A 23,700-nucleotide genomic window follows, 5' to 3' on the forward strand; every position below is an offset into this window, starting at 1 on the left:
AATCGGGGAGATCTCATCCGGAAGAGGTGCAGACGATGAGCGCCGATCACGACCGCGACGAACGGCGCGCCGGTCCCATCGTCGCCGCAGGGACCGGGCTGCTCCTACTGGCATGCTGCGCGCTTCCGTTGCTGCTCTGCTGCGGCCTGCCGCTCATCGCGGCGGGCGGAGCACTCGCAGGCGTCGGAGGGCTCCTCGGCAATCCCTGGATCATCGGTGCCGGGATCGCCGTCGCGATGGCCGTCACGGCCGGGATGCTCGTCAGGCTACGGCGGCGGCACCGAGGCCGCAGGACTGGCTGCTGCGAAAATCCTTCGACTGCTGATCGGAACCGGTAGCTCGATCGGATCCAGCCATCACCGCCAACGGGGCCACCTCGGCATCCCGCGGCCCTTCCAGGTCTCCACGAGACCGGCGACCCAGCGGACGGACGCGAAGAGTCCGTAGCCGGCCCCGGCGAGGCCCATGGAGACCACGAGCCAGCGACCGATCCCGAGCCACACGCTCCCGTCCACGTCGAGGGCCCACTGAGCGCCCGTGATAAGCCCGGCGACGGCCATCCAAACACCCGCGACGATCACTGCGACCGGCAGCAGCGCGAGGCACATCGACGCGGCGACAGACCAAAGCTGACGGGCCTCCAGCTTCGCCGTTGTGGCGATGATCTTTTCGGCCCGCTCGTTCGCGGCGTCAATCTTGGCTGTTGCCACGGCCCCGGCGTCGGCAGCGGCCCTCTCGATCGACTGCACAGCCTGATCCCGGGCCGTGCTGATCGCACTCGTCGCCTCGGCGCTGGCTTGGGTGATCGACTCCCGCCAGGCCTTCTGCGCACCGTTCGCGGCCCGCTCGAACTTAGCCCGGCTCTCATCGAGATGCTTGGCGGCAGCCTCGGACTTAGAGGCTGAGCCCTTCAGACTCTCCCCGTTGAGGTTCACGCTCATACCCGCGAGAGTGGACGCGATTCCGGCGAGCAGTTCGCTGTTCTCGTTCGACTCCGGCGGCGGCGACGTTGAGGTCAGCTGATGCGAGATCGCGGAGAGCTGCTTCTCCTGCTCCTCGCTGTCCACCTTCACGAACCCCGCGAGCTTCTTCTGCTGCTCGGTCAGCGTGGCGATCCTCGTATTCTGCGCCTCGACGGCGGCGAGGATCGAGGTCAACAGCTCCATCGTCTCCGGACTGCCGAGCGGTTGCGGCGACTGCACGGGCCCGTTCTGCTGCTTCAGCCTGTCGAGTGCTGCGCTCATGTTCCTGCTCCTTCTGCTGCTGGTGGTAGTCGAAGAACGCCTGCGCGCCCTCCGGGGTGAAGTCCGCCGAGAGTGCGCTCGTGCGCTTGCGGCGCTCGGCACGCCCGGACTCGCCGCGGCGGTCCTCGATGTAGAGCGTCCAGGTCTCCTGCCCGGCGCGTTTGCCCTTCTTGCTAACGGGGCTGTGCAGCCGCATCCGTGGCACCCGATCCCCGTCATCACCGAGCTGCTGGTTCTGCTCCTCGATCACCGAGACCAGACCGGCCTTGTCCACCGCGCGGGGATCGGCCAGCGCCGCACTCATCCGGTCGCCCATCTCGCGGTCGAGCGACCCATCGGCGAAGTCTTCGCGGCGCAGCTCCCAGTCCTTCGGCGCGTGCTCCAGCCGCTTCACGACCGAGAGCCCGTGCTCGCGCATCAGCTCGTCGTTCGCCGACTGCACGCCCTTCTGATTCCCGGCCTTGCGGTCGTGGAACGTGCGATAGTCCGAGAGCGCCTTTCCCGTGCGGTTGTTGTGATTGAGAACCAAAATATGGTTGTGCGGCTTCTTTCCCCGCCCATCCACATGACTGACGACGAGGCAGTCGGAATCCGGGTGCATCTTCTTGGCGAGCTGGTAGCCCAGGTCGTTCACCCGCTGCACGTGTTCGGGGTTCTTCGGGTCGAACTCCTCGTCGCTGAACGACTGGCGGTAGTGCAGCGCCTCGACCTCGCGCGTCGTGTTCTGCGTGAGCGCCCGAGCGCGCGCCGAGAACGCGCCGGGGCCTCCCGGCACATCGCACGTGATCGCGACGCCCCGCTCGTCCTCCTTGCCCCGGATATAGCGCTCCGTGTCGGCGGCGCTGGCGCTCGGGCTGTAGTGCGTCGTGCTCATGACGCCGTCCGATCACCGAGCAGGGCGCGGACCTCGCGCAGCAGCTCGATCAGCTCGGGCACCTCCGACGACAGCGCCACCGCCTCACCGGCACGTGCTCGGTGGTCCAGGTCGTTGACGTTGATCGCCAGCGGGCGGATCTGCGCGGCCAGCTCGCGCGCGTCCGCCGACACCTGCGCGCGCGCCTCGACGCCGAGCAGGTGCGCGGCCACGGCGGCGTCCAGCTCCTCGCTCCGAGAGGCGTGGAGGGCATCGCGCACGACGGCCCGCACCCACGTGCTCGGAGCCAGCCCGAGCCGCTTCGCACGAGTGCGAAGCGCCGAGCGTGGCCTCTCCGAAGTCGGTATCGAGCTTCGCGCGGCCCCCACGACGACGCTTCGCGCCGCCGTGACTCTGCCGCACAGCCTCCGCATCAGCCCGACCCGTGTTCACCTGGGAGTCGGTCTGCTGCTCCACCTGTACGCCAGAGTGGCAAGCAGTAGGCATGTCGGACACATCGCTGACGCTCGTGTCCTCCATGTCTGCTTGCGAGGGGCCTCCGGCCCCCTCGACCCCCTGGAAGAGCGCGTCCAGTTCGGTGCTCATGCGGCACCTCCGATCAGTGCCAGCGGCACGTCCGGACTCCGCACGGCGAGCCCGCTCAGCAGCTCCGCGACCGCGCCGTCCGCGTCGTGGTCGGCCGAGGTCTCCGGACCGTAGGTCAGTTCCCGCGACCCGGCGTTCCGGTGGTACGCGTTCCCGTACATGCCGGGCGTGTGCGCGGCGGCCGGAACGCTGCACTGATGCCACTCGTAGGGCTCGATCCTTCCGATGTGCTGCACGAGGTAGCGGTTGATCTCGTCGGCACGGTAGACCTTCACGACCGAGGCCAGGCGGCGGATGAACTGGTCCAGCGCCTCGTCCACGTTGCCCTTCTGACGGGCGTAGTAGAAGAACTCGACGGGCTCGATCGTCGCCGTGATGACGATGAGACGCGGGGCCACCTCGCCCTTGTTCTTATAGCGCGCCTTCGCCGGGGAGGCGTTGTACGGATCGAGCAGCAGCAGCCAGTCGTTCGCGTCCATCGCCGAGGCGCGCAGATCGTCGAGCAGCAGCACTTCCTCCCCGCGCCAGTCATCGAGGGGGTTCCCCGTGGCGGCCCGGTAGACCTGCCACCGCTCGCCGTGGGCGTTCGCCGCGTTGATCGCCTCGGTGATGAAGTCCGTGGCGAACCGGGTCTTGCCGATACCGGCATCCCCGTGCACGAATACCACGTGCGTCGAGAACTCACCGGCGCGGAGCTTCGCCGCCGCCCGGTACGCGCGGCGTTGACCGTAGGCGGACAGGGCATCGTCGATCTCCCGCTGATGCCGCGAGTAGATGTCGAACAGTTCATCGGTAAGCATGATCTGATCGCGCGTGATCTCGCCCTGGAGCACGCGCTCGCGCATGTCCTCGAAGTTCTCGGCGACGACCTTCTTCTTCACGTGGGCGCGACCCTTGAGCCACGTCTCCCGGCGCTGGGCGTCGATGCCGAGGTAGTCCGGCCCGCGCACCGTGGCGACCTCCGAAGGCGCGTACTGGTGCTTGTCCGCGTACTTCACGTGCGTCAGGTACGAGAGCATGTTGTCGAAGGCGTACCGCCCGCGACCGGGCTTCTCGACGTACTGCGGTTCGACGCCGATGCCAAACGCGAGCCGATCCAGAGGCGCGCTCTTCGCGCGGCTGGCGAACTTGATCACCGCGTGCAGGTGATCCGGCTTCGGCTCGACCACGAGGGTCTTCTCGGTGTCGCTCCAGACCTCGCGCTCGTCCTTGTCGTGCACGATGCCGTAGGCCTCGACGACCTCACAGCCGATCGCCTCGAGCCGCTGCACCACGTAGGCGAGGATCGCCCCGGCTCCCTGCTGGAGCAGCGCGGCCCCGTTCGCGTCATCGGCGGCCCAGGTCCAGTACGACGGATCGAGGTACTGCGTGAGCCCGATGCTCGTCGGGTTGTTCTCCTGCTTAGCCACGGCGACCACCGCCCAGGACGTCGGAAGGAGCGTGCGGCGCCTTAAATGACCCCCTATTGACCCCCAAATGATCCTGCGGGGTCACGCGGTGGAGCGAAGGCGAAACCGGCAGCTGACCAGGCATGTTGTTGCATGGCGCGGCAATCGACAAGCCCTTGCCGCGCCCGTAGGAACGGATGAGGCTTCCAGAACTCTTGGAGTGCGGAGCACGGATGAGGACGGGCATCACGACGACGGGCAGCCCGCCTCCGGCGGATGCCAGGCCAGGCCCATCGGTCGGGCTGGTCAGGTCAGCGGGAGCGGTGGCGCTGGTGCGTTCGGCGGCGTTCATCGGGCACCACCCTTGCGGTAACGCTTGATGACGGCCTGATGCGTGACGCCGAGGGCGTCGCCGATCTTGGCCCAGGTCACCCCGTCGGCGCGGGCATCGGCGACGGCCTTCTCGACGGCCTCCTCCAGCACGGAGCGGAGCACGCCGAGGTCGTAGAGGTGCGCTTCGCTGTCGGCGAGGGTGGGGTCGCCCACACGCCAGCGGAAGCCGTTCACGTGGGCGAAGGCGGCGGAGTTGGCGCTCATCAGCGATCACCACCCATCACGGCGGCGACCGCGGCCCGCTGGCGCGGAGTCAGCGGCGTGCGGGCCAGGCGCTCACCAGCTCGGCGACCGGCGGCGAGGGCGGCAGCGATGACGGGATCGAGCCCATCAGCCTGCGGATCGGGGGTCGAATCCTGGTCGAGCCCAGGGCAGTCCAGCGCAGATGCGCGGGGAGCGTCGATAACGACAGACATCGGAAGTCCTCAAACATGAGTGTGCTTCCGGTTCCCCGCCACGGTAATTGGGCTGTTTGACCGGCTACTCATCCGGGAGTAGTACCGCCAGCTTCAAAGTCTGGCCCCCGGTGGGATCTTCTTGTCTGCAACCATTCTCCCACGAGTCGACTCACCAGTCCACTGACGAGTCGACTCGCGTGTCAGTCGCGACGCGGCTCTATACGAATGAGGTCGGGGTCGAACTTCACGTGACCGGGCGCGATGGGCTCGATGGTCACCGTCACCAGCTCGTCCACGAGCATCCGGCGGCGGTCCACGTCCAACGTCTTCCACTTCGCCTCGACCACCTCGCGGCGCTCCGCGGTGCCGACCGGCTCGTCCACGTCCGCGAGCAACTTCGCCGCCACCGACACCGAACGGTCGAGCAGCTCCGCGTCGATCTCATCGATGCGGGCCTTCACGTCGTTGATCGCCGCCGTGATCTCCAGGACCGGCTGATGGATGTCACGCAGCAGCGGGCTCAGCTCCTTCACCCGCTCGACCAGGGCGTTCCGCTCCGTCAGCAACTCCTCGTGATCTGGCCCATCGTCCTCCTGCGGCATCACGAGGTTGTGCACATCCACCGAGGACAAGCGGGTGAGCACCGCCTCGGTCACCATCGCATCGACGGGCTCGCGCTGGCGGGTGAGATGGAACTGCTCGCCGCAGCGGTACGTCGGCTGCTTGCGACTGTTCGTCCCGGAGACGAGCGTCGCGCCGCACTTCCCGCACAGCCCGATCGTGGACAGAAGGTACTTCGGCTGGTTACCCTGCCTCGCCGACCTTCGCACGTTGTCCTCCAGCTTCGCCACCGCGGCCCGCCACGTTTGCTCGCCGACGATGGGCGGGAACGCGTCGCCCTGCACCGGGTACAGCTCGCCCGACGCGTAGTGCTTGATGTAGCCAGCGTAGAGCGGGTTCGCCAGGAGGTAGCGCACGGCATCGACTGAGAACTCCGACCCGCGGGCGGTGAGATGACCGGCACCGTTCAGATCCTCGCGGATTCGCCGGATCGACAGCGACGGCTCGCCGAGGAACGCGGCGAAGGCCCGCCGGACGGCGTCGGCCTCCTCCGGGATCAGCTCGCCCTCTCGCGTCCACCCGAACGCCTTCCAGGCGCTCGTCGGGATGCCCTCGAAGCGTCGGCGCTCGTTCGACCTGATCTGACGCTCCGCCTTACGCCTGGCCTCGAACCGGGCCAGTGCCGCGAGCATCGTCGCTCGGAACTCACCGTCGGCCGTCGAGAGGTCGATCTCGCCGTCCACGGTGACGACCCGCAGCCCCAGGTCAATCAAGGTGTTGAGGTCCTTCGTGCTGCGCAGCAGCCGGTCCATGTCCACCGCGACCACCATCGAGAAGCGGCCCGCGCGGGCGTCGTCCAGCATCTCGGCCCAGCGGGTGCCAGCGCGGCGCTTCTTCGTCGCCGACACGGCGTTGTCCTCGTAGACCTCGACGACGTTCCAGTCCTTGGCCTCGGCCAGCGCCCTGATCTTCCTCAGCTGCGTATCGACCGTCCAGCGGTCGCCCTTGCGGTCCATGGAGGCGCGGACGTACGCGGCCACCTCGGTCGTCTTCCTCAGCGCTACCAGTTCGACCATGCAACCAAGCTTACGAAACGAGTGTCACAACCGCGACATGCTCTATGAGAACCCTCTTTACCTCGCCGAGGAGGCCGCCGCCCTCGATCTGCTCTCCGACCAGCGAGTGGCGTTGGGCATCAGTCGCGGATCCCCGGAGCCGGCCCTGCGCGGATGGGAAGCCTTCGGCTACGAGGATCCCACCGAGTCGAAGGCCGCGAACATGGCCAGAGAGAAGTTCGATCGGTTCCTTCGGGCCGTCCGCGGCGAGGAACTTGCCCCGGCCGATCCGCAGCAGTTCGGTCCGGGGAGGCGTCTGCGCATCGAACCGCATTCCCCTGGCCTTGAACGCCGCATCTGGTGGGGAGCTGGATCCGCCTCCACCGCCGAATGGGCGGCACAGCAGGGTGTCAATCTGATGAGTTCGACCCTGCTCACCGAGGCGACCGGAGCCGCATTCGGAGACCTGCAGGCCGAGCAGATTGCCAGGTACCGTCAGGCGTGGAGCACCGCGGGGCACGGATGGACTCCGAGAGTGTCCGTCAGCCGCAGCATCTTCCCGATCACCACCGACCTCGACGACCTCTATTTCGGTCGGCGTGGGGCCGGCCAAGGGGATCAGATCGGCATCATCGACGACACACGCTCGACGTTCGGCCGTACCTACGCGGGTGAACCGGACAAGCTGATCGACGAGCTCAAGGCTGACGCGGCGATCGCGGCAGCCGACACCCTCATGCTCACCATCCCCAGTCAGCTCGGCGTCGACTACAACCTGCACATCCTCGAGTCCTTTGCCCAGCACGTTGCGCCGGCGCTGGGCTGGGTTCCTGCCGGACAGAGCTGAGACGCGGGGCCGAACCGAACTGCACGAACGTAGGATGAGACGAGGCAGAGACGACGAACAGCTGAGGGGGCCGCGTGAGCGAGAGCACGAAGATGACGCAGACGCAGAAGCGCATCCTCCTCATCGGCCTCGTTCCCCTCTTCATGTCCCTGCTGTCGGTGTCCAGCATCAACGTCGTCCTGCCCTCGATCGCTGCTGATATCGACGCCTCCACTTCGGCGCTGCAATGGGTGCTCACCGGTTATGCGCTGTCCTTCGGTGTTGTCCTCGTCGCCGCCGGACGTGCCGGAGACGTCTTCGGCCGCGGACAGCTGTTCGTCATCGGAGTCGGTCTGTTCGGGCTGTCCTCGCTGGTGGCCGGAATCGCCCCTGATCCGCTGACGCTCAACATTTCCCGAGTGACCATGGGGCTGGGCTCCGGATTCCTCAACCCGCAGGTCGTGGGCCTGTTGCAGCAGTACTTCCAGGGACCGCCGCGCGGTCGTGCATTCGGACTGATGGGTACCACCGTCGGTTTGTCGGTGGCCATCGGCCCTGTGCTCGGCGGTGCCCTCATCGCACTGTTCGGCAGCGACCTCGGATGGAGAGCGACCTTCCTGGTCAATGTCCCCTTCGCTATCGCCTCTCTCATCCTCGCCCGGGCCTGGCTGCCTGCCGGAGCATGGCGACCTGCCGTCGACCAGGATGCGAAGAATTCCGATGGCGGCAAGGATCTCGACCCCGTGGGGGTCATCCTCCTCGGCGTCGGCGTCCTGCTCATCCTTCTGCCCTTCGTCGAATCATCGCTGGGCGGGTTCATCTGGCTGTCCCTGCCGATCGGCATCGGCATGATCTGGGTGTGGGCCCGGTGGGAACGTCGGTACGCGCGTCTGGGCCGTCCCCCGATGGTCGATCTCGATCTCTTCCGCATCCGCAGCTTCAGCAACGGTTCGATCATCATCGCCCTCTACTTCCTCGGTGTCACCAGCGTCTGGGTCCTCGTCGCCATGTATATGCAGCAGGGGCTGGGACACACCGCCTTGGCCGCGGGAATGATCGGTCTGCCGGCCGCGCTGTGCTCGGCGGTCTCAGCCGATGTGTCCGGACGGTTCGTCTTCCAGATCGGGCGCCGCCTCGTTGTCTGGGGGATCGCGCTGTGCCTCGCCGGCCTGGTGGCCACGATCGCCGTCGTCGCGCTGCTGTCCCAGGGCATCGGCAGCGAGTGGTGGATGCTGCTGACCCTGGCGTTTATCGGCACCGCACAGGGTATGGTCATCAGCCCCAATCAGACTCTCACCCTGCAGGAGGTCCCCCTGAGGTACGCCGGGTCCTCGGGAGGAGTGCTCCAGACCGGGCAGCGCATCGGCACTTCGATGGGGCTGGCGATCATGACCGCGCTGGCGTTCTCGATCACCGCGGTGAGCAATTGGCATTGGGGGATGATGGGGGCGTTCGTCGCGATCGCCGTCATCGTCATCCTCGCCGGAATCGTCGGTCTCATCGAGGTTCGCCGAGGCGGCTCCCGCCGGGCCTGAGGGCCGCTCGGGGCTCGCCCGGCCGAGTCAGGCAATCGTCAGCTGTCAGCGCAATAATGTTACGGAATTTAGACAATCCGCTGTGTCCGAATGTGGAAGACTGTGAACGCACATCAGCCCATGGAAGGAAACACAGTGGTCGAGGCCGTACCCGATGACGAGCTGGAGCTCGAGGAACTCGTGCGCTCGGGCGGGATAGAAACCTATTTCGCCCCCGTCGTCGACGCACTGACCTTCCAGCGGGTTGGCCACCAGATTCTGCAGGCTCCCACGGGTTCCCCGGAGTTGGGTCGTGCCGAGTCGGAGAACCTGCGTCACGCCATGCGCGCCTCGACGATCACGGGTGATATCGACGCCTCTCTGCGTGACTCTGCGCTGCGCACGGCAGAAGGTGCCGGACTGCCGAAGTCGAACCGCCTGTTCCTCCACGCCGAAGCTGAGTCTTTTGCGACCCTCGAGGACCGCACCGGAGAACCCGACCGCTCCGTCATCCTCCAGCTCGATGCCACCCGGGTCGCCTCGTCCCCGGCCTCAGTGCTGCGCTCGGTGCGCTCCGCACGCGCCATGGGATGGGGAGTCGGCATGTCTTCCGTGGGCGCCGACCTGCGCAGCACCGCCTTCGTCCCGCTGGTCAACCCTTCGGTGGTCGGACTCCACCCGGACGTTCTGCGCATCGACTGCGACTCTCATCTCGCGGAGCTCAACCGTCTTCTCCACGCCCATCTCGAACGCACCGGTGCGGTTATCCTCGCCGACGGTGTCGAGACCGAGGACGACCTGGACCGCGTGCGGGCGCTCGGGGCGGGGTTCATGTCCGGACCCTACTTCGGCGAGGCCACGAAGGAGCCGCAGGCGTTCTCCGAGCCGAGCGAAGACGCCCTCGTCTCTCACTACTCTCGCAATCTGCCGGCACTGGGCACCCCGTATTCGATCTCTCAGGGACTGCGGCGCGAGCCTCTGGTGATGAACCGCGAACTCCTCGTCGCTCAGATCGCTGCATTGGAGGAACGTGCTCTGGCATCGGGTACCGCGACCATCACCCTCGGAGTGTTCGGAGAGGACGACGAATTCTCCGAGGCGACGCGACTCCGGTACGAGAAGATCCGGGACACCGTGGGGCTCACGGCGATGTTTTCCGGCGGCTTCGACGGACCACCGATTCCCGGAGTGCGCACCGGACTCGTCGACGCGTCCGATCCCATCCGCAACGAACACGGCGTCGTCGTGGTCGGACCGGACTGGTCGGGCATGGTTGCCGCGTCGAAACGCAACGACCCGGGCAGCGACGGACAGACCGTCTTCGATGTCTACATCACGACCGACCGATACACATGCGTCGACGCCGCACGCAGCGTTCTCACTCGCGTCGCACCTCTCACCGCAACGGCGAACCAGCGCGCCTGAGCGGTGCGCGTCCGGGTGTCTCGACTCCGCAGAACCCACGTGTGATCCGAATGGGGAAGCGGACTCCGATGGTGCTAATGTTGTCTCGGCTGGCCCCCGTAGCTCAGCTGGTTAGAGCAGGGAACTCATAATTCCTTGGCCGTCGGTTCAAGTCCGACCGGGGGCACCGTGAACCATCAAACCGGTTCGGACGACCTGCCTACACGGATGAACAGGTTCGACTGAGCTGAAGCGACGTCGCCAATGCTCCCTTGGCGAGTTCTAGGCCTGCCTGGTGAACCTGAAGACGGTCCCGGACAACGGAGCGTAGGCAGTCCACTCTCCGTCGGGTTCGTTCCTGACGAGTTCGGCAATTCTGCGGTCGTCTGCGTCCGCCTCGTCGAACAGCCGTGTGAAAGCTGCTTCCGCCTTCGGGTTCTCGGCGGAATGCTCGGCCCGTATTCGCATTGCCTCGGTGTCGTCATCGTGCGACGAGAACTCGACGACGAATTGCGGACCGACTTCGGCGGAGACCAATCGGGCGAGCCGTACGCCTTCCTCAGTGAAGGTGCGCGCAGCCGTCTCCGGCACCCAATCGAAGTCGGAATCCAGCGAGTCGTAGTAGGACTGCTCCTACGCCTGCAGCTCCGCGACGAGCCCGCCGGACAGCCCTGTGTCCTCGTGCTCGATCGGCATGCTGATCCACAGCACCGTGCCCGCATAGTCGGGGAACATGCGGATGGTCCGCGGCGGTCGTTCGCCGGTCATCTGCTCCTCGGTCATGGCGCCAGCCTAACGCCGGTCATTCGCTCGTCACAGACACCCGACGCCACCAGCATCTTTGATGCTTGGCTGCACGCCGAACATCGACTATCATGTGGTCAGCACCTCCTTTCGGATCGTAGGGGAAGACGTATCCGAGGTAGGAGGCAGAAATGGATATGACTCAGGGCGTACTCTTCGTCCACTCAGCACCTCGTGCGCTGTGCCCTCACATCGAGTGGGCAGCGGGCGGGGCCATCGGCGCACAGGCACGCTTCGACTGGACACCCCAGCCGGCAGCACCAGGTCTGGTGCGCGCAGAAGTCTGCTGGCGCGCGCCCGCAGGCTCCGGAGCTCGCATCGCATCCGCCCTGCGCGGCTGGGACTCACTCCGCTACGAAGTCACCGAGGGGCCCTCGGCCGGAGTCGACGGCGGCCGATGGAGCCACACACCTGATCTGGGCATCTACCACGCTGTTACCGACACGGCCGGCAACATCCTCGTCCCTGAAGACCGCATCCGCTCCGTGATGGAACGCGCTGCCGGGGACCCGGCGAAGTTCTCCTCGGAGATGGCGATCGCCCTCGGAGAAGCCTGGGATGAGGAACTCGACGCGTTCCGCCACGCAGGTGAAGGCGCACCGGTGCGCTGGCTGACGAAGGTCGGCTGAGCCGCTCCCTTCACCGCCGAACTGCACTCAGGTGTGAGAGTTCGAGCGTTCACAAATGCCGATGGGCACACCTTCCTACCTCGGGTGTGCCCATTTCGCACGCTCTCGCGCCTGAGCGCCATGCGCAGGAGGCTCTGCACCGACCACCCTCCTGGGCGCCTTGAGCAGATTGCTCCGCACAAACCACCTTCCCAAGCACAGACTACGTCCTGCGTTCTCATGGAAACGGCCCACTCTGAGTCGGAAAGCACAGTTTCAAAACCGTGCTTTCCGACTCAGAGTGGGCCGTAGCGCTGTCTGAGTTCGCTCAGGACCTCAGACTGAGCGGAACGCGACGACGGCGTTGTGACCGCCGAAGCCGAACGAGTTCGTGATCGCTGCGATATCGCCGGCGGGCAGATCCGCAGGTGTGTCACGGACGATGTTGATCCCCTTGACCTTCGGGTCGACTTCGTCGATGTTGATGGTCGGGGGAGCGGTGCGAGTCTGCAGCGCCTTGACCGTGAGGATCGCCTCCACGGCACCCGTACCTCCGAGGAGGTGTCCGGTCATCGACTTCGTGGCCGAGACCAGTGCATCGGAGACGTTGTCACCAAGGAGTTCGCTGATGGCCAGCGATTCCGGGATGTCTCCGACCGGAGTCGACGTGGCATGCGCGTTGACGTGCTTGATTTCGGCGGCGGTCAGCCCGCCGGCGTCGAGTGCCTGCTGCATGGCGGCCAGCGCGTGCTTGCCCTCCGGCTCTCCGCCGGTGATGTGGTAGGCGTCGTTCGAGATGCCCCAGCTGGCCACCTCGGCGTAGATCTTCGCTCCACGAGCCTTCGCATGTACCTCGGTCTCGAGGATGAGCGTGCCCGCACCTTCGCCCATGACGAAGCCGTCGCGGTCGACGTCATAGGGACGCGAAGCGGTCTCGGGCGAATCGGTCCGACGTGACAGCGCCTGCATCGAATTGAACGCGGCAAGAGTGATCGGGTGGATCGCTGCTTCTGAACCGCCGGCGATGATGATATCGGCCTTGCCAGAAGCCAGAACGTCATAGGCGTGGCCCAGGCTCTCGGTCGATGAGGCGCAGGCGGAGACCAGGGTCTGCACACCGGCACGAGCCTTGAATTCCATGCCGATGGCGGCCGCAGGTCCGTTGGGCATGAGCATGGGAACCGTCAGGGGCATGACCCGGCGAGGGCCTTCTTCCTGCAGGGTGTCCCAGGCGTCGAGCAGAGTCCAGACTCCGCCGATCCCGGTGGCCCAGGAGACGGCGGTGCGTTCCGGGTCGGTCTCCTCGAGACCGGCGTCGGCCATGGCTTCACGAGCAGAGATGAGAGCGAACTGGCTCGAAGGATCGAGGCGTTTGGCCTGGACCCGTTTGAGATTGTCGGGCACGACCTGTGGGTCGACCTGCGCTGCGAAGTCCACGGCGAGGCCGTACTTCTCTGACCAATCGTTGTCCATTGTGTGGACGCCGGACTGACCGGCCAGAATGGCTTCCCAAGTGGCATCGACAGTCGCGCCCAAGGGGGTTACCGCACCGATTCCGGTGACGACAACTTTAGATGTCATGGTACAAACCTCGTCGATAGTGTGGACACGGCCCGTCTGTGGACGGGCCGTGTTGGGCTGCTGTGGCTCAGGCTTCCTGAGCCTTGTTGATGTAGTCGACAGCGTCCTGAACGGTGACGAGGTCCTTGACGTCGTCATCGGGGATCTTCACCCCGAACTTCTTCTCAGCGTTGACGACGATGGTCATCATCGAGATGGAGTCGATGTCGAGGTCATCGGTGAACGACTTGTCGGCTTCGACTGCTTCGACAGCCAGGCCGGTCTCTTCGTTGACGATCTCTGCCAGCCCAGCGAGGACTTCAGCTTCGGTGAATGCCATTTCTTTCCTACTTTCTGATTTCGGTCGAGGGTTTTTCGACCGTTTGAGGAACTTTTCGACGAGTGTCCCGCCGAATATCTTAGGACATTCACGGAGAGTTTTCCGTGAATGGGTGTGTCTCAGGGCAGGCGCACGACCTGAGCACCGTAGACGAGTCCCGCACCGAAGCCCATCTGCAGGGCGAGACCGCCGCTGAGTTCGGGTTGTTCGCGCAGGAGCCGTTCGGTGGCCAGTGGGATCGACGCCGCCGAGGTGTTCCCGTTGTCGGCGATGTCACGTGCGATGACAACGGACTCGGGGAGCTTCAGCTGCTTGGCGAGTTCGTCGATGATGCGCATGTTCGCCTGGTGCGGGATGAAGGCAGCGAGATCCTCGGCCTCGATGCCGGAAGCAGCGAGAGCCTCCTTGGCCACCTCGGCGCCGTCCCACACGGCCCAGCGGAAGACGGTCGGTCCGTCCTGACGCAGGGTCGGGAAGGGCAGTTCGCGGTCGTCGCGGATGTCGTAGAGGGAATCCGTCATCCGGATGGTCGACCAGTTCTCGCCCTTCGAGCCCCACACCGTCTTCGAGATGCCGGGTTCGTCGGAGGAGGACACGACGACCGCGCCGGCGCCATCACCGAGGATGAACGAGATCGAACGGTCCTCGGGGTCGATGACCTCGGAGAGCTTCTCGGCTCCGATGACGAGGACATTGTCGAGCGTGCCGGCACGCACCAGCGCATCGGCCTGCGAGATGCCGTAGCAGTAGCCGGCACACGCCGCGCTGATGTCCCATGCCGGGATCGGCCCGGTCGCCAGCCGTGCGGTCAGGGCCGCAGCCGCTGAGGGCGTGAAGTACTCGAACGTGACGGTCGAGATGATGATGGCGCCGATGTCCTCCGGCTTCAGCCCCGCCGAGGCGATCGCCTCGAGCGCGGCTTCCTCGGACATGTCGAGGACGCCGACGTCTTTGCTGGCACGACGGCGAGTGACGATGCCCGTGCGCTGCCGGATCCATTCGTCGGAGGAGTTGATGGGTCCGGCGATATCGTCATTGGTGACGAGGTTCTCCGCACGGTAGGCACCGATTCCGGCAATGCGGGAGAAAGTGCCGAGTTCTGCAGTCTTGAGTGTAGGCATGGCGTCTTCTTTCGATTCTCAGGCGTGGGCTGCCGCGAACTCACGCGCGCCGTCGATGTCGGCGGCCGATTTGATGGCGAATGTCTCGACGCCCTTCATGGCACGGCGAGCGATTCCGGTCAGCGTTCCACCGGGGACGAGTTCGATCATTCCGGTGACACCGGAGTTCAGCAGCGCCTCCTGGCACAGATCCCAGCGCACCGGGTTCGTGACCTGCTTGACCAGGCGGTCGACGTACTCGCGACCGGCCTCGACCGCGGTGCCGTCGGCGTTGCTGAGGATCGAGACGGAGGGGTCGGAGACCTCCAACGCCGAGGCGGCGGCAGCGAGATCGGCGGTGGCGGCAGCCATGAACTCGGTGTGGAAGGCGCCGGCCACTGCCAGCGGGATGACCCGAGCCCGCTCCGGCGGGTTCTCGGCCAGGGTCTCGAGCGCCTCGAGTGAGCCGGCTGCCACGGTCTGGCCTCCGCCGTTGACATTGGCGGGGCTGGCCCCGGCGGTCTCGATCGCGGCGAGAACATCCTCGGGCTGGCCGCCGACGACGGCGGACATGCCGCTCGGAGTGGCGGCGGCAGCGGCGGCCATTCCATCGGCACGGACTTTGACGAAGGCCATGGCGTCGGCCGGGGTGAAGATGCCTGCGATCTGTGCGGCTGCGATCTCTCCCACGGAATGGCCGGCGACGACGGCAGGGCTGACGCCGAGCTCTGCGGCGCAGGCGATGGCGGAGGCGACGAGCAGCGGTTGTGCCACCGCGGTGTCCTTGATCGTCTCGTCATCGGATTCGGTTCCGTGCAGACGCAGATCGATTCCCGAGGCGGTCGAGAGTTCGTCGATCTGTGCCGAGAAGGTGTCGAGTTCGAGGAACGAACTCAGGAAACCGGTCTTCTGGGCTCCCTGGCCCGGACAGGTGATTGCAAGCACTCAGTTCTCTTTTCGTTGGGTTCCGTTGATCAATCTAATGGACACTGGACCGTTCTCGGTGAGATTTGTCGTTTGTCGACAATACGCCGTCCTCGGACAGTCGCCCATACACCAAGGCGATGTGGATGACGAAAGCATCACGCGAGGTCGTCGGATCGAGCCCGATGGCGTCGGTGATCTTCCGCAGTCGGTAGCGCACAGTATTCGGGTGCACGGACAGTGCCTTGGCCGTGGCTTCGAGCGAGGACCCGAATTCGACATAGGCGCTCACGGTCTTCAGCAGTTGACCCGTTCCCGAGGTCAGCGGTTCGTAATAGCGTTCGATGAGTTCGGTCAAGGCGATCTGGTCCCCGGACAGAGCGCGCTCGGGCAGCAGATCATCGGCTTTGACCGGGCGCGGGGAGTCGGGGCGGGCGGTCGCCGCCTTGAGTGCGCGGATCGCCGCCTTCGCCGAGGTGGCCGCTTCGGCAAGCCCCGGCACTGCCGGTCCGACGATGACTTCGGAGGGCCCGAAACAGTCCGAGAGATCCTCGACGGCATCGTCGAGTTCCGTCACTCCGCCGAGGACGATGAGCAGCCGGTTGTCGTGGATTCCGACGAGCGCATCATCGGCCCACCGGCTGGCCCTGCGGCGGATGCCGTCCAACCCCTTCTTCGCCGAGCGCTGTGGGGCGCGGCCGACGATGACGCACACGGGCCCCTCGGACTGCCAGCCGAAGGCGGCAGTACGGCTTGCGAGCTCGTCCACGGAATCTCCGCGGACGAGGGCGTCGACGACCATCGCCTCGAGCCTCGCGTCCCAGCTGCCTCGAGCCTCGGCGGCCCGGGCATAGACGTCGGCGGCGGCGAACGCGATCTCACGGGAGTAGACGAGCACGGCCTCGCGCAGCGCCGGCTGCTCGACGGGGCGAGCGATGTCCGGGACGCGCTCCTCGACGACCTCGACGACGATCTTGAGCAGCTGGAGGGTCTGCTGCAGGCTGATGGCGCGGATGAGGTCGCGTGGTGCTGTCTTGAAGATGTCGGAGACCACACGCAGATTCGTATCGGGCTTGCGGTACCAATCGACGAATGAGGAGATCCCCGATTGGGCAAGCAGTCCCACCCAGGAACGATCGGACGACGACATCGATCGGTACCAGGGCAGCTGAGCTTCCAGCCGCTGCAGAGTCACCGAGGACAGGACGCCCACCCCGGCACGCAGTCGGCGAGCGGTTTCGGCGCGACGGCGCAGGGTCTCGGCATCAGACATCATGAGCACGAGTTTAGATGAATCAGAACAATCCGGTTGTCAGCGACATACAAAGAGTCGAAAAAGGTGACAAATATGGCCGAAGTCTTGGAGACTCCGGCCATATTCGCCTTCAGCGTGCGGGCGAGGTCAGGCGCCTGCCCCCTCGGTAGAACCCGAGCTGCCGGCACGGACATCGTTGAGCTGGTACTTCTCAGCCGCCTCGGCGGCCTTGTCGATCGAGATCTTCCCAGTATCGGCCAGAGAGATGAGCGCCTGCGTGACCACGGACGGACCATCGACGAGGTAATAGCGACGTGCCGCCGGACGGGTGTCCGAGATTCCGTATCCGTCGGTTCCCAAAGAGGTGAAGTGGCTGGGCACGTATTGACGGATCTGATCGGGAACTGCGCGCATATAATCCGAGGTCGCGATGACCGGGCCCTCCGTCTCGGCCATCTTCTCGGTGACATACGGAGTCCGCGGTTCGGATTCGGGGTTCTTCAGACGCTCGTTCTCAGCGTCGAGTCCGTCACGGCGCAGCTCTGTCCACGAAGTCACCGACCAGACATCGGCCGAGACGCCCCAGTCCTGATCGAGCAGCTCCTGTGCTTCGAGCACCCACGGCACACCGACGCCGGAGGCCATCAGCTGAACCTTCGGGCCGCCATTGTCGGGACCCTTCTTCAGCAGGTAGAGGCCCTTGATCACGCCCTCGACGTCGAGATCTTCCGGTTCGGCCGGCTGGACCATCGGCTCGTTGTACATCGTGATGTAGTAGAGCACGTCGGAGTCCCGCTCATCGGCAGGATCGTACATCCGGTGGATGCCGTCCTTGACGATATGCGCGATCTCATAGCTGAAGGCCGGGTCATAGGAGACCACCGACGGGTAGGTCGAGGCCAGCACGTGCGAATGTCCGTCGCCGTGCTGCAGGCCCTCGGCCACCAGAGTGGTGCGCCCCGCGGTGGCGCCGAGGACGAAGCCGCGAGCCATCTGATCTCCGGCGGCCCAGAAGAAGTCACCGGTGCGCTGGAACCCGAACATGGAGTAGAAGATGTAGAACGGGATCATCGGTTCGCCGTGCGTGGCGTACGAGGTGCCGACCGCGGTCAGCGCCGCGGTCGCTCCAGCCTCGTTGATGCCGACGTGGAGCAGTTGACCGTCCGTAGCCTCCTTGTAGGCCAGGAACAGGTCACGGTCGACGGAGATGTAGTTCTGCCCGTGGGGATTGTAGATCTTCGCCGTCGGGAAGAACGAGTCCATGCCGAAGGTGCGAGCCTCATCGGGGATGATCGGCACGATCCGGTGACCGAAATCCTTCTCCCGCATGAGGTCCTTGAGCACGCGCACGAAGCCCATCGTGGTGGCGATCTCCTGTTTGCCTGATCCACGACGACCGGCCTGGTAGGCCTTGTCCGAGGGCATCTTGAGATCGATATGGGTCGATCGACGCTCGGGAGAGTAGCCGCCGAGCTCCGCGCGGCGCTCCTGCATGTACTTGATCTCGGGTGCGTCGACGCCCGGGTGGTAGTACGGAGGCAGCTTCGGGTTGTCTTCGAGTTCCTTGTCCGAGATCGGGATCTGGAAGTGGTCGCGGGCGAGCTTGAGATCGTCGACCGTGAGCTTCTTCATCTGGTGCGTGGCGTTGCGGGCCTCGAAGTGCGGTCCGAGGGAGTAGCCCTTGACCGTCTTGACGAGGATGACGGTGGGCTGTCCGGTGTGCTCCATCGCGGCCTTGTAGGCGGCGAAGACCTTTCGGTAGTCGTGGCCGCCGCGCTTGAGGTTCCAGATCTGCTCGTCGCTGTAGTCCTCGACCATCGCCTTCGTCCGCGGGTCGCGGCCGAAGAAGTTGTCGCGCACGAACCCGCCGGACTCACCCTTGTAGGTCTGGTAGTCGCCGTCGGGGGTGGTGTTCATGAGGTTGACGAGTGCGCCGTCGCGGTCCTTGGCCAGCAGCGCGTCCCATTCGCGTCCCCAGACGACCTTGATGACGTTCCAGCCGGCACCGCGGAAGTAGGACTCGAGCTCCTGCATGATCTTGCCGTTGCCGCGGACGGGTCCGTCGAGACGCTGCAGGTTGCAGTTGATGACGAAATTGAGGTTGTCGAGCTCTTCGAAGGCAGCGACGTGGAGCATGCCGCGGCTCTCCGGCTCGTCGAGCTCGCCGTCACCGAGGAAGGCCCAGGTCTGCTGCTGGGAGGTGTCCTTGATCCCACGATTGTGCAGGTATTTGTCGAATTGTGCCTGTGCGATCGCATTCATCGGGCCCAGACCCATGGACACCGTCGGATGCTCCCAGAAGTCGGGCAGCTGGTGTGGGTGGGGGTAGGACGGCAGTCCCTGCGGCTTGCCGTCGATGAAGTGCGACTGCTGCTGACGGAAGCCGTCGAGCTGTTCTGCGCTCATCCGGCCCTCGAGGTAGGCGCGCGCATACATGCCGGGGGAGGCGTGGCCCTGATAGAAGATGTGGTCGCCGCCGCCTGGATGGTCCTTGCCGCGGAAGAAGTGGTTGAGACCGACCTCGTAGAGGGTCGCCGAGGAGGCGTAGGTGGAGATGTGCCCGCCGACCTCGACGCCGGGACGCTGGGCCCGGTGGACGAGCATGGCGGCATTCCAGCGGTTCCAGCGACGGTAGCGGCGTTCGACCTCTTCATCTCCGGGGAACCAGGGTTCGTTCTCCGGACCGATGGTGTTGACGTAGTCGGTGGCAGTGAGGCTGGGCACGCCGATCTGCTTCTGGCGAGAGCGCTCGAGCATGCGCAGCATGACATAGCGTGCTCGAGTCCGACCGCCCTCGTCGATGAGGCCATCGAGGGAGGCCAGCCATTCAGCGGTCTCCTCCGGGTCGATGTCGGGCACCTGGCTGGGCAGCCCGTTGAGGATGGGCCCGCCCTGATTCCGATTGTCCACGATGTGGTCCTCTCTTCAGCTCCACGATCTTCTTTGGTGTAGAGATCATGACCATCGGATGGTGTGTGCTCCGCAGGTTGTCTGAGCCCAGAGGCCACCCGATCTACTTGTCAGCCTAGTACTCCCAGCCGAACTTCGCGCTCTCGCGAAGTTGTGATCTCTCTGACGCATCTGCACACTGTGCTGACAGGCTCACAGTCGGGTGTGCTGATTGAGTGCCGTTTGAGTGCGCGTGCCGCGCGCGGGCGCGCCGATATTTGCACCTTGACCACTCTTGGCGGAAGAATACAGGCATGAGCAACTCCGCTTCTGAAAGGACATCCTCCACTTCGACCCTCGCAAACGAGCTGGGACACAACCTCGGCTTGAAAAAGGGCGACTATGTGCAAGAGGTCGGCTATGACGACGACGTCGATCAGGCACTCTGCGAGGCGATCGAGAACATCATCGGAGACAAGATCGCCGATGGCGAAGAGGATGACGTCTACGACGTGATCCTCATGTGGTGGCGGTCGGACGACGACGACCTCGTCGACGGTCTCGTCGACGCCCAGACCACACTGAAGGAGGGCGGAGTCGTGTGGCTGCTCAGCCCGAAGGCGAACCGTCCGGGACACATCAGCCCCGCCGACATCTCCGAAGCGGCTCCCACCGCCGGAATGCACGTGACCTCCACGGTCAGCGCCGCCGACGATTGGGCCGGATTCCGGCTCGTGGGCAAGAAGAACTATTCATGATCCTGCGGCCCGGTGATCGGGCCCCGGATCTCACCCTTCCCGATCACCTCGGATCGGTCATCACCCTCACCGAGGCGGCTCCACTTACCGCTCGTGTGCTCGCATTCGTTCCGTTCGCCTTCTCTCCGATCTGCGGAGACGAACTCGCCGCTCTCGAACAGTGGCAGGAACGGATGCGAAAGGGCTCCCATGCCGTCGACATCGTGGTTGTCTCAACCGACTCCAAGTACACTTTGGCAGCGTGGGCCCGGCAGACGAGGGTCGACGTCACTCTTGCATCGGACTTCTGGCCCCACGGTGAGGCGGCTCGCGCGTTCGGCGTCTTCGACGAGGTCCACGGTGTCGCCGAACGAGGAGTCTTCGTTCTCTCACCTGCGGGTACGATCGTGAGTGGCAGGCATGTCGCCCGCACCGAGACTCGGGACTTCTCCGAGGATTTCGCCACGGCGCTTTCCAGCCTCTGAGAATCGAGCCCCCGCCGAAGAACCGATCGACGGCACCTTCGGCGCCTGTTGAGGAGGACACCTTATGGCTACGCTGTTCACGAAGATCATCAACGGAGAGATCCCCGGCACCTTCGTCCATCAGGATGACAAGTGCGTCGCATTCCTCGATGTCGCTCCGATGACCGAGGGTCATGTGATGATCGTCCCGCGCGACGAGATCTCCCACTGGATTGACGCCGACGCAGAGCTTCTCGCCCACCTCACCGCAGTGGCGAAGAGGATCGGAGAAGCCCAGAAAGCGGCCTTCGACTGCGAGCGTATCGGCCTCCTCATAGTCGGCTACGAAGTGCCCCACATGCACATCCACGTCCTGCCGACGAACTCCATGGATGACTTCGACATCTCCGACCGTGCTCCGATGCAGACACCGGAGCAGCTGGAGGCGCCCGCCGAGAAGATTCGGCAGGCGCTCTCCGAACTGTCCTGATCCGGTGCTGCCGGCTCAGATCGACTCAGAGGCCTTTGGCCTCGAGGTAGTGGTCGAGTGATCATCTGCGGGCGTGCCCGGAACTGCTCGCAGCCATTCGATATGGCGTCGGGCGAGGTCCTGGCAGCGGTCCGATTCGGGACGCGCCCCCGCCTCGGCGGCGGCGATCCAGTCCTCGGAGAGGGTGGAAACGAGGGCTTTCCACTCCTTCTTCCCCTCAGGCGATCGGCTGGACCACCATTCATCTCCTCGTCGGTAGGCGTCGGCTCCCCAGCTCCTTGAGCAGCAGGATGCGCTGGAGGCGCACCAGGGCTGCTTCGTCGTAGCAGCGATAGCCGCTGGCGGCGCTGGAGGTCGGAGGCAGCACACCGATGGCGTCATAATGACGCAGGGCTCGGCTCGTCGTTCCCGTCAGCCGTGCGGCTTCCTGAATGGACCAGTCCATGCCTGACAGCTTAGAAGTTGACGCTGCGTCAAAGTCAAGAGTCGGTTGAGACGTTCGACGGGTGAGCGGTGTCAGGCCGCTTCGCGAATCGCGTCCAGCGCCGTGAACAGGTCGCGGGCGAGGTCGTCGACATGTTCGAGCCCGACCGAGAGGCGGACGAGGCCGTCTCCGGGCTTCGCCGTCGCGGCTACGGGCCGGTGTGTGAGCGAGGCCGGATGCTGGACGAGGGTATCGGTGCCGCCGAGCGAGACCGCGTGCACGATGAGGTCGCAGTGTTCGACGAAGGTGCGGGCCGCTTCGAATCCACCGGCGAGTTCGATGGCGATCATCGCCCCTCCGCCGCGCATCTGCGAACCGACCAAGCCTCGCGGATCGGACCCGGCGAGACCGGGGTAGTGGACCTGGCCGACCTCGGGGCGCGTCTGAAGACGACGAGCGAGCTCACCTGCGGTGGCCTGAGCTGCGCGCATCCGCACGGCCAGCGTCCGCAGCCCGCGATGGAGGAGATAGGCGCCCATCGGGTGCAGGAGGGCCCCTGTGATGGCGCGGACCCGGCGCAGACGCATGGTCCATTCGGTGTTCGTCGCGATGATTCCGCCCATGGCGTCGCCGTGACCGCCGAGGTATTTCGTGGCGCTGTGGAGAACGAGCGCGGCCCCGTGGTCGATCGGCCGTTGGAGCACCGGGGTGCAGAAGGTGTTGTCGACCAGCACCGGCACATCTCCCGCTGCGGTGACGACCGAGCCGATGTCGACGAGGTCGAGGCTGGGGTTCGCCGGTGTCTCGACGATGACGAGCCCGGTGTCGTCACGAATCGCCTCGGCGATCTGGTCCTCCTCCACCCAGGTCACCGACGTGCCGAGAAGGCCTGACTCGAGCAGGTGGTCACTGCCGCCGTAGAGGGGACGGACGGCGACGATATGGGGAGTTCCGGCTTCGACTGCAGCGAGGAGTGCGGCGGACAAGGCGGCCATTCCCGTGGCGAAGGCGACAGCAGATTCGGCGTTCTCCAATTCGGCGAGCGCGGATTCGAACCGCGCCACACCGGGCTGCCACAGACGTTGGTAGACGGGGGAGTCCCCTTCTTTCAGAGGATGTCCGCCGGCGAGGCTCTCATAGGAATCTCCTCCCGTGCGGACGTCGTTGACCGGGTTGGTGGTGGAGAGGTCGATGGCGGGGACGTGGACGCCTGCGGCCGCGAGACCGTCCATTCCGCCGTGAACCATACGGGTCTCAGGGTGCATAGAAGTCATAAGCGCATTCAATACACTTCTCCCGGTCTGTGCAATGAACGCGCAATATCCTCCAAGTATTCGGCCGTTTCGGCAATAGTCTGCGATCAGATATGGGAGACTGTGACTCATGTCGCAGAACGTCTCACTCGATGACACCGATCTTCGCCTTCTGCAGGAGCTCAACGCTGATGCGCGGGCCTCAGGTGCGGTCTTGGCTGCAGCCGTCGGGATCTCCGAATCGACGGTCTCCCTGCGTCTCAAGAGACTGAAGTCGCTCGGCGTCATCCGCGGCTTCCATATCGACGTCGATCCGACTGCGCTCGGGGTCGGACTGCAGGCGCTCGTGTCGATCCGGCTGGCCAAACACGATCGGGCCGAAATCGACGCATTCACGACGGCTGCGCCGAAGTTCCCGGGGGTGGTGCGGATGTACCACATGGCCGGAGCCGATGACTACCTGCTGCATATCGTCGCCACTGACACCGCTGCGGTGCAGTCCTTCGTCCTCGACTACCTCACCCGATACCCCGCTGTCGCACATACGCGCACGAACCTCATCTATCGGGTCGAAGACGGTTCTGCTTGGATTCCTTCGGAGGCCTGAACT

26 protein-coding genes, 1 tRNA gene and 1 pseudogene are annotated in these 23,700 nt (G+C 65.2%); 10 read left to right on the plus strand and 18 right to left on the minus strand.

The genetic code is table 11. From position 1 onward, the window contains the following. Positions 1 to 35 precede the first annotated feature (35 nt). A complete protein-coding gene (locus HK353_RS06830) occupies positions 36 to 338 on the plus strand; it encodes a hypothetical protein (RefSeq protein ID WP_081275423.1) in 303 nt (100 codons plus the stop codon). Positions 339 to 356: 18 nt separating this feature from the next. On the opposite strand, the gene HK353_RS06835 is transcribed toward HK353_RS06830, so the two are convergent. The 7 genes and pseudogenes from HK353_RS06835 to HK353_RS06865 all read right to left on the minus strand — a co-directional run bounded on the left by HK353_RS06835 (position 357) and on the right by HK353_RS06865 (position 6,519). Next, complete coding sequence (locus HK353_RS06835; protein ID WP_038989747.1) at positions 357 to 1,244, minus strand: ABC-2 transporter permease; 888 nt, start codon at positions 1,242 to 1,244, stop codon at positions 357 to 359. Positions 1,245 to 1,656: 412 nt separating this feature from the next. Continuing rightward, a pseudogene (locus HK353_RS17565) lies at positions 1,657 to 2,118 on the minus strand (relaxase/mobilization nuclease domain-containing protein); the annotation flags it as partial. Continuing rightward, a complete protein-coding gene (locus HK353_RS17570; protein ID WP_173154239.1) occupies positions 2,115 to 2,330 on the minus strand; it encodes a hypothetical protein in 216 nt (71 codons plus the stop codon). The gene HK353_RS17570 and the pseudogene HK353_RS17565, both read right to left, overlap by 4 nt. 369 nt (positions 2,331 to 2,699) lie before the next feature. Continuing rightward, complete coding sequence (locus tag HK353_RS06850) at positions 2,700 to 4,121, minus strand: Rep family protein (RefSeq protein WP_173154242.1); 1,422 nt, start codon at positions 4,119 to 4,121, stop codon at positions 2,700 to 2,702. Positions 4,122 to 4,439: 318 nt separating this feature from the next. Continuing rightward, positions 4,440 to 4,688: a hypothetical protein gene (locus tag HK353_RS06855; RefSeq protein ID WP_173154245.1), complete on the minus strand. Its 249-nt coding sequence runs from the start codon at positions 4,686 to 4,688 to the stop codon at positions 4,440 to 4,442. Then, the gene (locus tag HK353_RS06860; RefSeq protein ID WP_053446998.1) at positions 4,688 to 4,900 is read right to left on the minus strand and encodes a hypothetical protein; all 213 of its coding nucleotides are present in this window, start codon (positions 4,898 to 4,900) and stop codon (positions 4,688 to 4,690) included. Before HK353_RS06860 ends, HK353_RS06855 begins: the two co-directional genes overlap by 1 nt. A 182-nt stretch (positions 4,901 to 5,082) precedes the next feature. Continuing rightward, positions 5,083 to 6,519 carry a recombinase family protein gene (locus tag HK353_RS06865; protein WP_173154248.1) on the minus strand — a complete coding sequence of 479 codons (1,437 nt, stop codon included), beginning with the start codon at positions 6,517 to 6,519 and terminating at the stop codon, positions 5,083 to 5,085. A 37-nt stretch (positions 6,520 to 6,556) separates the two neighbouring features. Here HK353_RS06865 and HK353_RS06870 point away from each other — a divergent pair, with 37 nt between their 5' ends. The 4 genes from HK353_RS06870 to HK353_RS06885 all read left to right on the plus strand — a co-directional run bounded on the left by HK353_RS06870 (position 6,557) and on the right by HK353_RS06885 (position 10,429). Next, positions 6,557 to 7,345, plus strand: a complete 789-nt coding sequence (locus HK353_RS06870; RefSeq protein ID WP_173154251.1) for an LLM class flavin-dependent oxidoreductase — start codon at positions 6,557 to 6,559, stop codon at positions 7,343 to 7,345. 92 nt (positions 7,346 to 7,437) lie between these two features. Beyond that, positions 7,438 to 8,859, plus strand: a complete 1,422-nt coding sequence (locus HK353_RS06875) for an MFS transporter (RefSeq protein WP_173154460.1) — start codon at positions 7,438 to 7,440, stop codon at positions 8,857 to 8,859. Positions 8,860 to 8,979: 120 nt separating this feature from the next. Next, complete coding sequence (locus HK353_RS06880; RefSeq protein ID WP_173154254.1) at positions 8,980 to 10,263, plus strand: EAL domain-containing protein; 1,284 nt, start codon at positions 8,980 to 8,982, stop codon at positions 10,261 to 10,263. Positions 10,264 to 10,355: 92 nt separating this feature from the next. Continuing rightward, positions 10,356 to 10,429 (plus strand) — tRNA-Ile (locus HK353_RS06885). Between the two features lie 95 nt (positions 10,430 to 10,524). Here HK353_RS06885 and HK353_RS06890 read toward each other — a convergent pair. After that, entirely contained in the window at positions 10,525 to 10,833 is a 309-nt protein-coding gene (locus HK353_RS06890) for a hypothetical protein (protein WP_173154257.1), read from the minus strand. Positions 10,834 to 10,875: 42 nt separating this feature from the next. After that, complete coding sequence (locus HK353_RS06895; protein WP_173154260.1) at positions 10,876 to 11,025, minus strand: hypothetical protein; 150 nt, start codon at positions 11,023 to 11,025, stop codon at positions 10,876 to 10,878. Between the two features lie 158 nt (positions 11,026 to 11,183). Between HK353_RS06895 and HK353_RS06900 the strand changes: the two genes are divergently transcribed. Continuing rightward, positions 11,184 to 11,675 carry a DUF3145 domain-containing protein gene (locus HK353_RS06900; protein WP_173154463.1) on the plus strand — a complete coding sequence of 164 codons (492 nt, stop codon included), beginning with the start codon at positions 11,184 to 11,186 and terminating at the stop codon, positions 11,673 to 11,675. A gap of 315 nt (positions 11,676 to 11,990) precedes the next feature. Here HK353_RS06900 and HK353_RS06905 read toward each other — a convergent pair whose 3' ends face one another. From HK353_RS06905 to aceE, 6 genes are all read right to left on the minus strand, one after another. Beyond that, a complete protein-coding gene (locus tag HK353_RS06905) occupies positions 11,991 to 13,235 on the minus strand; it encodes a beta-ketoacyl-[acyl-carrier-protein] synthase family protein (RefSeq protein WP_173154262.1) in 1,245 nt (414 codons plus the stop codon). Positions 13,236 to 13,302: 67 nt separating this feature from the next. Next, positions 13,303 to 13,554, minus strand: coding sequence for an acyl carrier protein (locus HK353_RS06910; RefSeq protein WP_025776743.1), 252 nt, complete (start codon positions 13,552 to 13,554; stop codon positions 13,303 to 13,305). Positions 13,555 to 13,673: 119 nt separating this feature from the next. Beyond that, positions 13,674 to 14,675: a beta-ketoacyl-ACP synthase III gene (locus HK353_RS06915; protein WP_173154265.1), complete on the minus strand. Its 1,002-nt coding sequence runs from the start codon at positions 14,673 to 14,675 to the stop codon at positions 13,674 to 13,676. A gap of 18 nt (positions 14,676 to 14,693) precedes the next feature. Further along, a complete protein-coding gene (locus tag HK353_RS06920) occupies positions 14,694 to 15,599 on the minus strand; it encodes an acyltransferase domain-containing protein (protein WP_173154268.1) in 906 nt (301 codons plus the stop codon). Between the two features lie 34 nt (positions 15,600 to 15,633). Further along, a complete protein-coding gene (locus tag HK353_RS06925; RefSeq protein ID WP_173154271.1) occupies positions 15,634 to 16,854 on the minus strand; it encodes a PucR family transcriptional regulator in 1,221 nt (406 codons plus the stop codon). Between the two features lie 126 nt (positions 16,855 to 16,980). Next, complete coding sequence (gene aceE / locus HK353_RS06930) at positions 16,981 to 19,743, minus strand: pyruvate dehydrogenase (acetyl-transferring), homodimeric type (protein ID WP_173154274.1); 2,763 nt, start codon at positions 19,741 to 19,743, stop codon at positions 16,981 to 16,983. Between the two features lie 293 nt (positions 19,744 to 20,036). Between aceE and HK353_RS06935 the strand changes: the two genes are divergently transcribed. The 3 genes from HK353_RS06935 (at position 20,037) to HK353_RS06945 (ending at position 21,413) form a co-directional block, all read left to right on the plus strand. Further along, positions 20,037 to 20,480 carry a DUF3052 domain-containing protein gene (locus HK353_RS06935; RefSeq protein ID WP_139467151.1) on the plus strand — a complete coding sequence of 148 codons (444 nt, stop codon included), beginning with the start codon at positions 20,037 to 20,039 and terminating at the stop codon, positions 20,478 to 20,480. Then, on the plus strand, positions 20,477 to 20,944 hold the full coding sequence (locus HK353_RS06940; protein WP_173154277.1) for a redoxin domain-containing protein: 468 nt from the start codon (positions 20,477 to 20,479) through the stop codon (positions 20,942 to 20,944). Before HK353_RS06935 ends, HK353_RS06940 begins: the two co-directional genes overlap by 4 nt. Before the next feature lie 64 nt (positions 20,945 to 21,008). Then, complete coding sequence (locus tag HK353_RS06945) at positions 21,009 to 21,413, plus strand: HIT family protein (protein ID WP_173154280.1); 405 nt, start codon at positions 21,009 to 21,011, stop codon at positions 21,411 to 21,413. A gap of 15 nt (positions 21,414 to 21,428) precedes the next feature. Here the strand turns inward: HK353_RS06945 and HK353_RS17435 are convergent, their stop codons facing one another. From HK353_RS17435 to HK353_RS06955, 3 genes are all read right to left on the minus strand, one after another. After that, positions 21,429 to 21,746 (minus strand): TipAS antibiotic-recognition domain-containing protein, encoded by a 318-nt coding sequence (locus HK353_RS17435; RefSeq protein WP_342589845.1) that lies wholly within the window; start codon positions 21,744 to 21,746, stop codon positions 21,429 to 21,431. After that, a complete protein-coding gene (locus HK353_RS17440) occupies positions 21,655 to 21,858 on the minus strand; it encodes a MerR family transcriptional regulator (RefSeq protein ID WP_342589841.1) in 204 nt (67 codons plus the stop codon). The genes HK353_RS17435 and HK353_RS17440 overlap by 92 nt, the downstream gene beginning before the upstream one ends. A gap of 71 nt (positions 21,859 to 21,929) precedes the next feature. After that, positions 21,930 to 23,111, minus strand: a complete 1,182-nt coding sequence (locus tag HK353_RS06955; RefSeq protein ID WP_173154283.1) for a trans-sulfuration enzyme family protein — start codon at positions 23,109 to 23,111, stop codon at positions 21,930 to 21,932. Positions 23,112 to 23,220: 109 nt separating this feature from the next. Here HK353_RS06955 and HK353_RS06960 point away from each other — a divergent pair, with 109 nt between their 5' ends. Further along, entirely contained in the window at positions 23,221 to 23,697 is a 477-nt protein-coding gene (locus HK353_RS06960; protein ID WP_173154286.1) for an Lrp/AsnC family transcriptional regulator, read from the plus strand. Positions 23,698 to 23,700: the final 3 nt, after the last annotated feature.

Source organism: Brevibacterium permense, from assembly GCF_013280495.1.
Classification (GTDB): Bacteria; Actinomycetota; Actinomycetes; order Actinomycetales; family Brevibacteriaceae; genus Brevibacterium; species Brevibacterium permense.

Excerpts from the sequence above, each read along its gene's own strand:
- HK353_RS06830 (WP_081275423.1), top strand. The coding sequence starts at position 36 with ATGAGCGCCGATCACGACCGCGACGAACGGCGCGCCGGTCCCATCGTC.
- HK353_RS06835 (WP_038989747.1), bottom strand. The coding sequence starts at position 1,244 with ATGAGCGCAGCACTCGACAGGCTGAAGCAGCAGAACGGGCCCGTGCAG.
- HK353_RS06855 (WP_173154245.1), bottom strand. The coding sequence starts at position 4,688 with ATGAGCGCCAACTCCGCCGCCTTCGCCCACGTGAACGGCTTCCGCTGG.
- HK353_RS06860 (WP_053446998.1), bottom strand. The coding sequence starts at position 4,900 with ATGTCTGTCGTTATCGACGCTCCCCGCGCATCTGCGCTGGACTGCCCT.
- HK353_RS06865 (WP_173154248.1), bottom strand. The coding sequence starts at position 6,519 with ATGGTCGAACTGGTAGCGCTGAGGAAGACGACCGAGGTGGCCGCGTAC.
- HK353_RS06870 (WP_173154251.1), top strand. The coding sequence starts at position 6,557 with ATGCTCTATGAGAACCCTCTTTACCTCGCCGAGGAGGCCGCCGCCCTC.
- HK353_RS06875 (WP_173154460.1), top strand. The coding sequence starts at position 7,438 with ATGACGCAGACGCAGAAGCGCATCCTCCTCATCGGCCTCGTTCCCCTC.
- HK353_RS06880 (WP_173154254.1), top strand. The coding sequence starts at position 8,980 with ATGGAAGGAAACACAGTGGTCGAGGCCGTACCCGATGACGAGCTGGAG.
- HK353_RS06895 (WP_173154260.1), bottom strand. The coding sequence starts at position 11,025 with ATGACCGAGGAGCAGATGACCGGCGAACGACCGCCGCGGACCATCCGC.
- HK353_RS06900 (WP_173154463.1), top strand. The coding sequence starts at position 11,184 with ATGACTCAGGGCGTACTCTTCGTCCACTCAGCACCTCGTGCGCTGTGC.
- HK353_RS06905 (WP_173154262.1), bottom strand. The coding sequence starts at position 13,235 with ATGACATCTAAAGTTGTCGTCACCGGAATCGGTGCGGTAACCCCCTTG.
- HK353_RS06910 (WP_025776743.1), bottom strand. The coding sequence starts at position 13,554 with ATGGCATTCACCGAAGCTGAAGTCCTCGCTGGGCTGGCAGAGATCGTC.
- HK353_RS06915 (WP_173154265.1), bottom strand. The coding sequence starts at position 14,675 with ATGCCTACACTCAAGACTGCAGAACTCGGCACTTTCTCCCGCATTGCC.
- HK353_RS06925 (WP_173154271.1), bottom strand. The coding sequence starts at position 16,854 with ATGATGTCTGATGCCGAGACCCTGCGCCGTCGCGCCGAAACCGCTCGC.
- HK353_RS06935 (WP_139467151.1), top strand. The coding sequence starts at position 20,037 with ATGAGCAACTCCGCTTCTGAAAGGACATCCTCCACTTCGACCCTCGCA.
- HK353_RS06940 (WP_173154277.1), top strand. The coding sequence starts at position 20,477 with ATGATCCTGCGGCCCGGTGATCGGGCCCCGGATCTCACCCTTCCCGAT.
- HK353_RS06945 (WP_173154280.1), top strand. The coding sequence starts at position 21,009 with ATGGCTACGCTGTTCACGAAGATCATCAACGGAGAGATCCCCGGCACC.
- HK353_RS17440 (WP_342589841.1), bottom strand. The coding sequence starts at position 21,858 with ATGGACTGGTCCATTCAGGAAGCCGCACGGCTGACGGGAACGACGAGC.
- HK353_RS06955 (WP_173154283.1), bottom strand. The coding sequence starts at position 23,111 with ATGACTTCTATGCACCCTGAGACCCGTATGGTTCACGGCGGAATGGAC.
- HK353_RS06960 (WP_173154286.1), top strand. The coding sequence starts at position 23,221 with ATGTCGCAGAACGTCTCACTCGATGACACCGATCTTCGCCTTCTGCAG.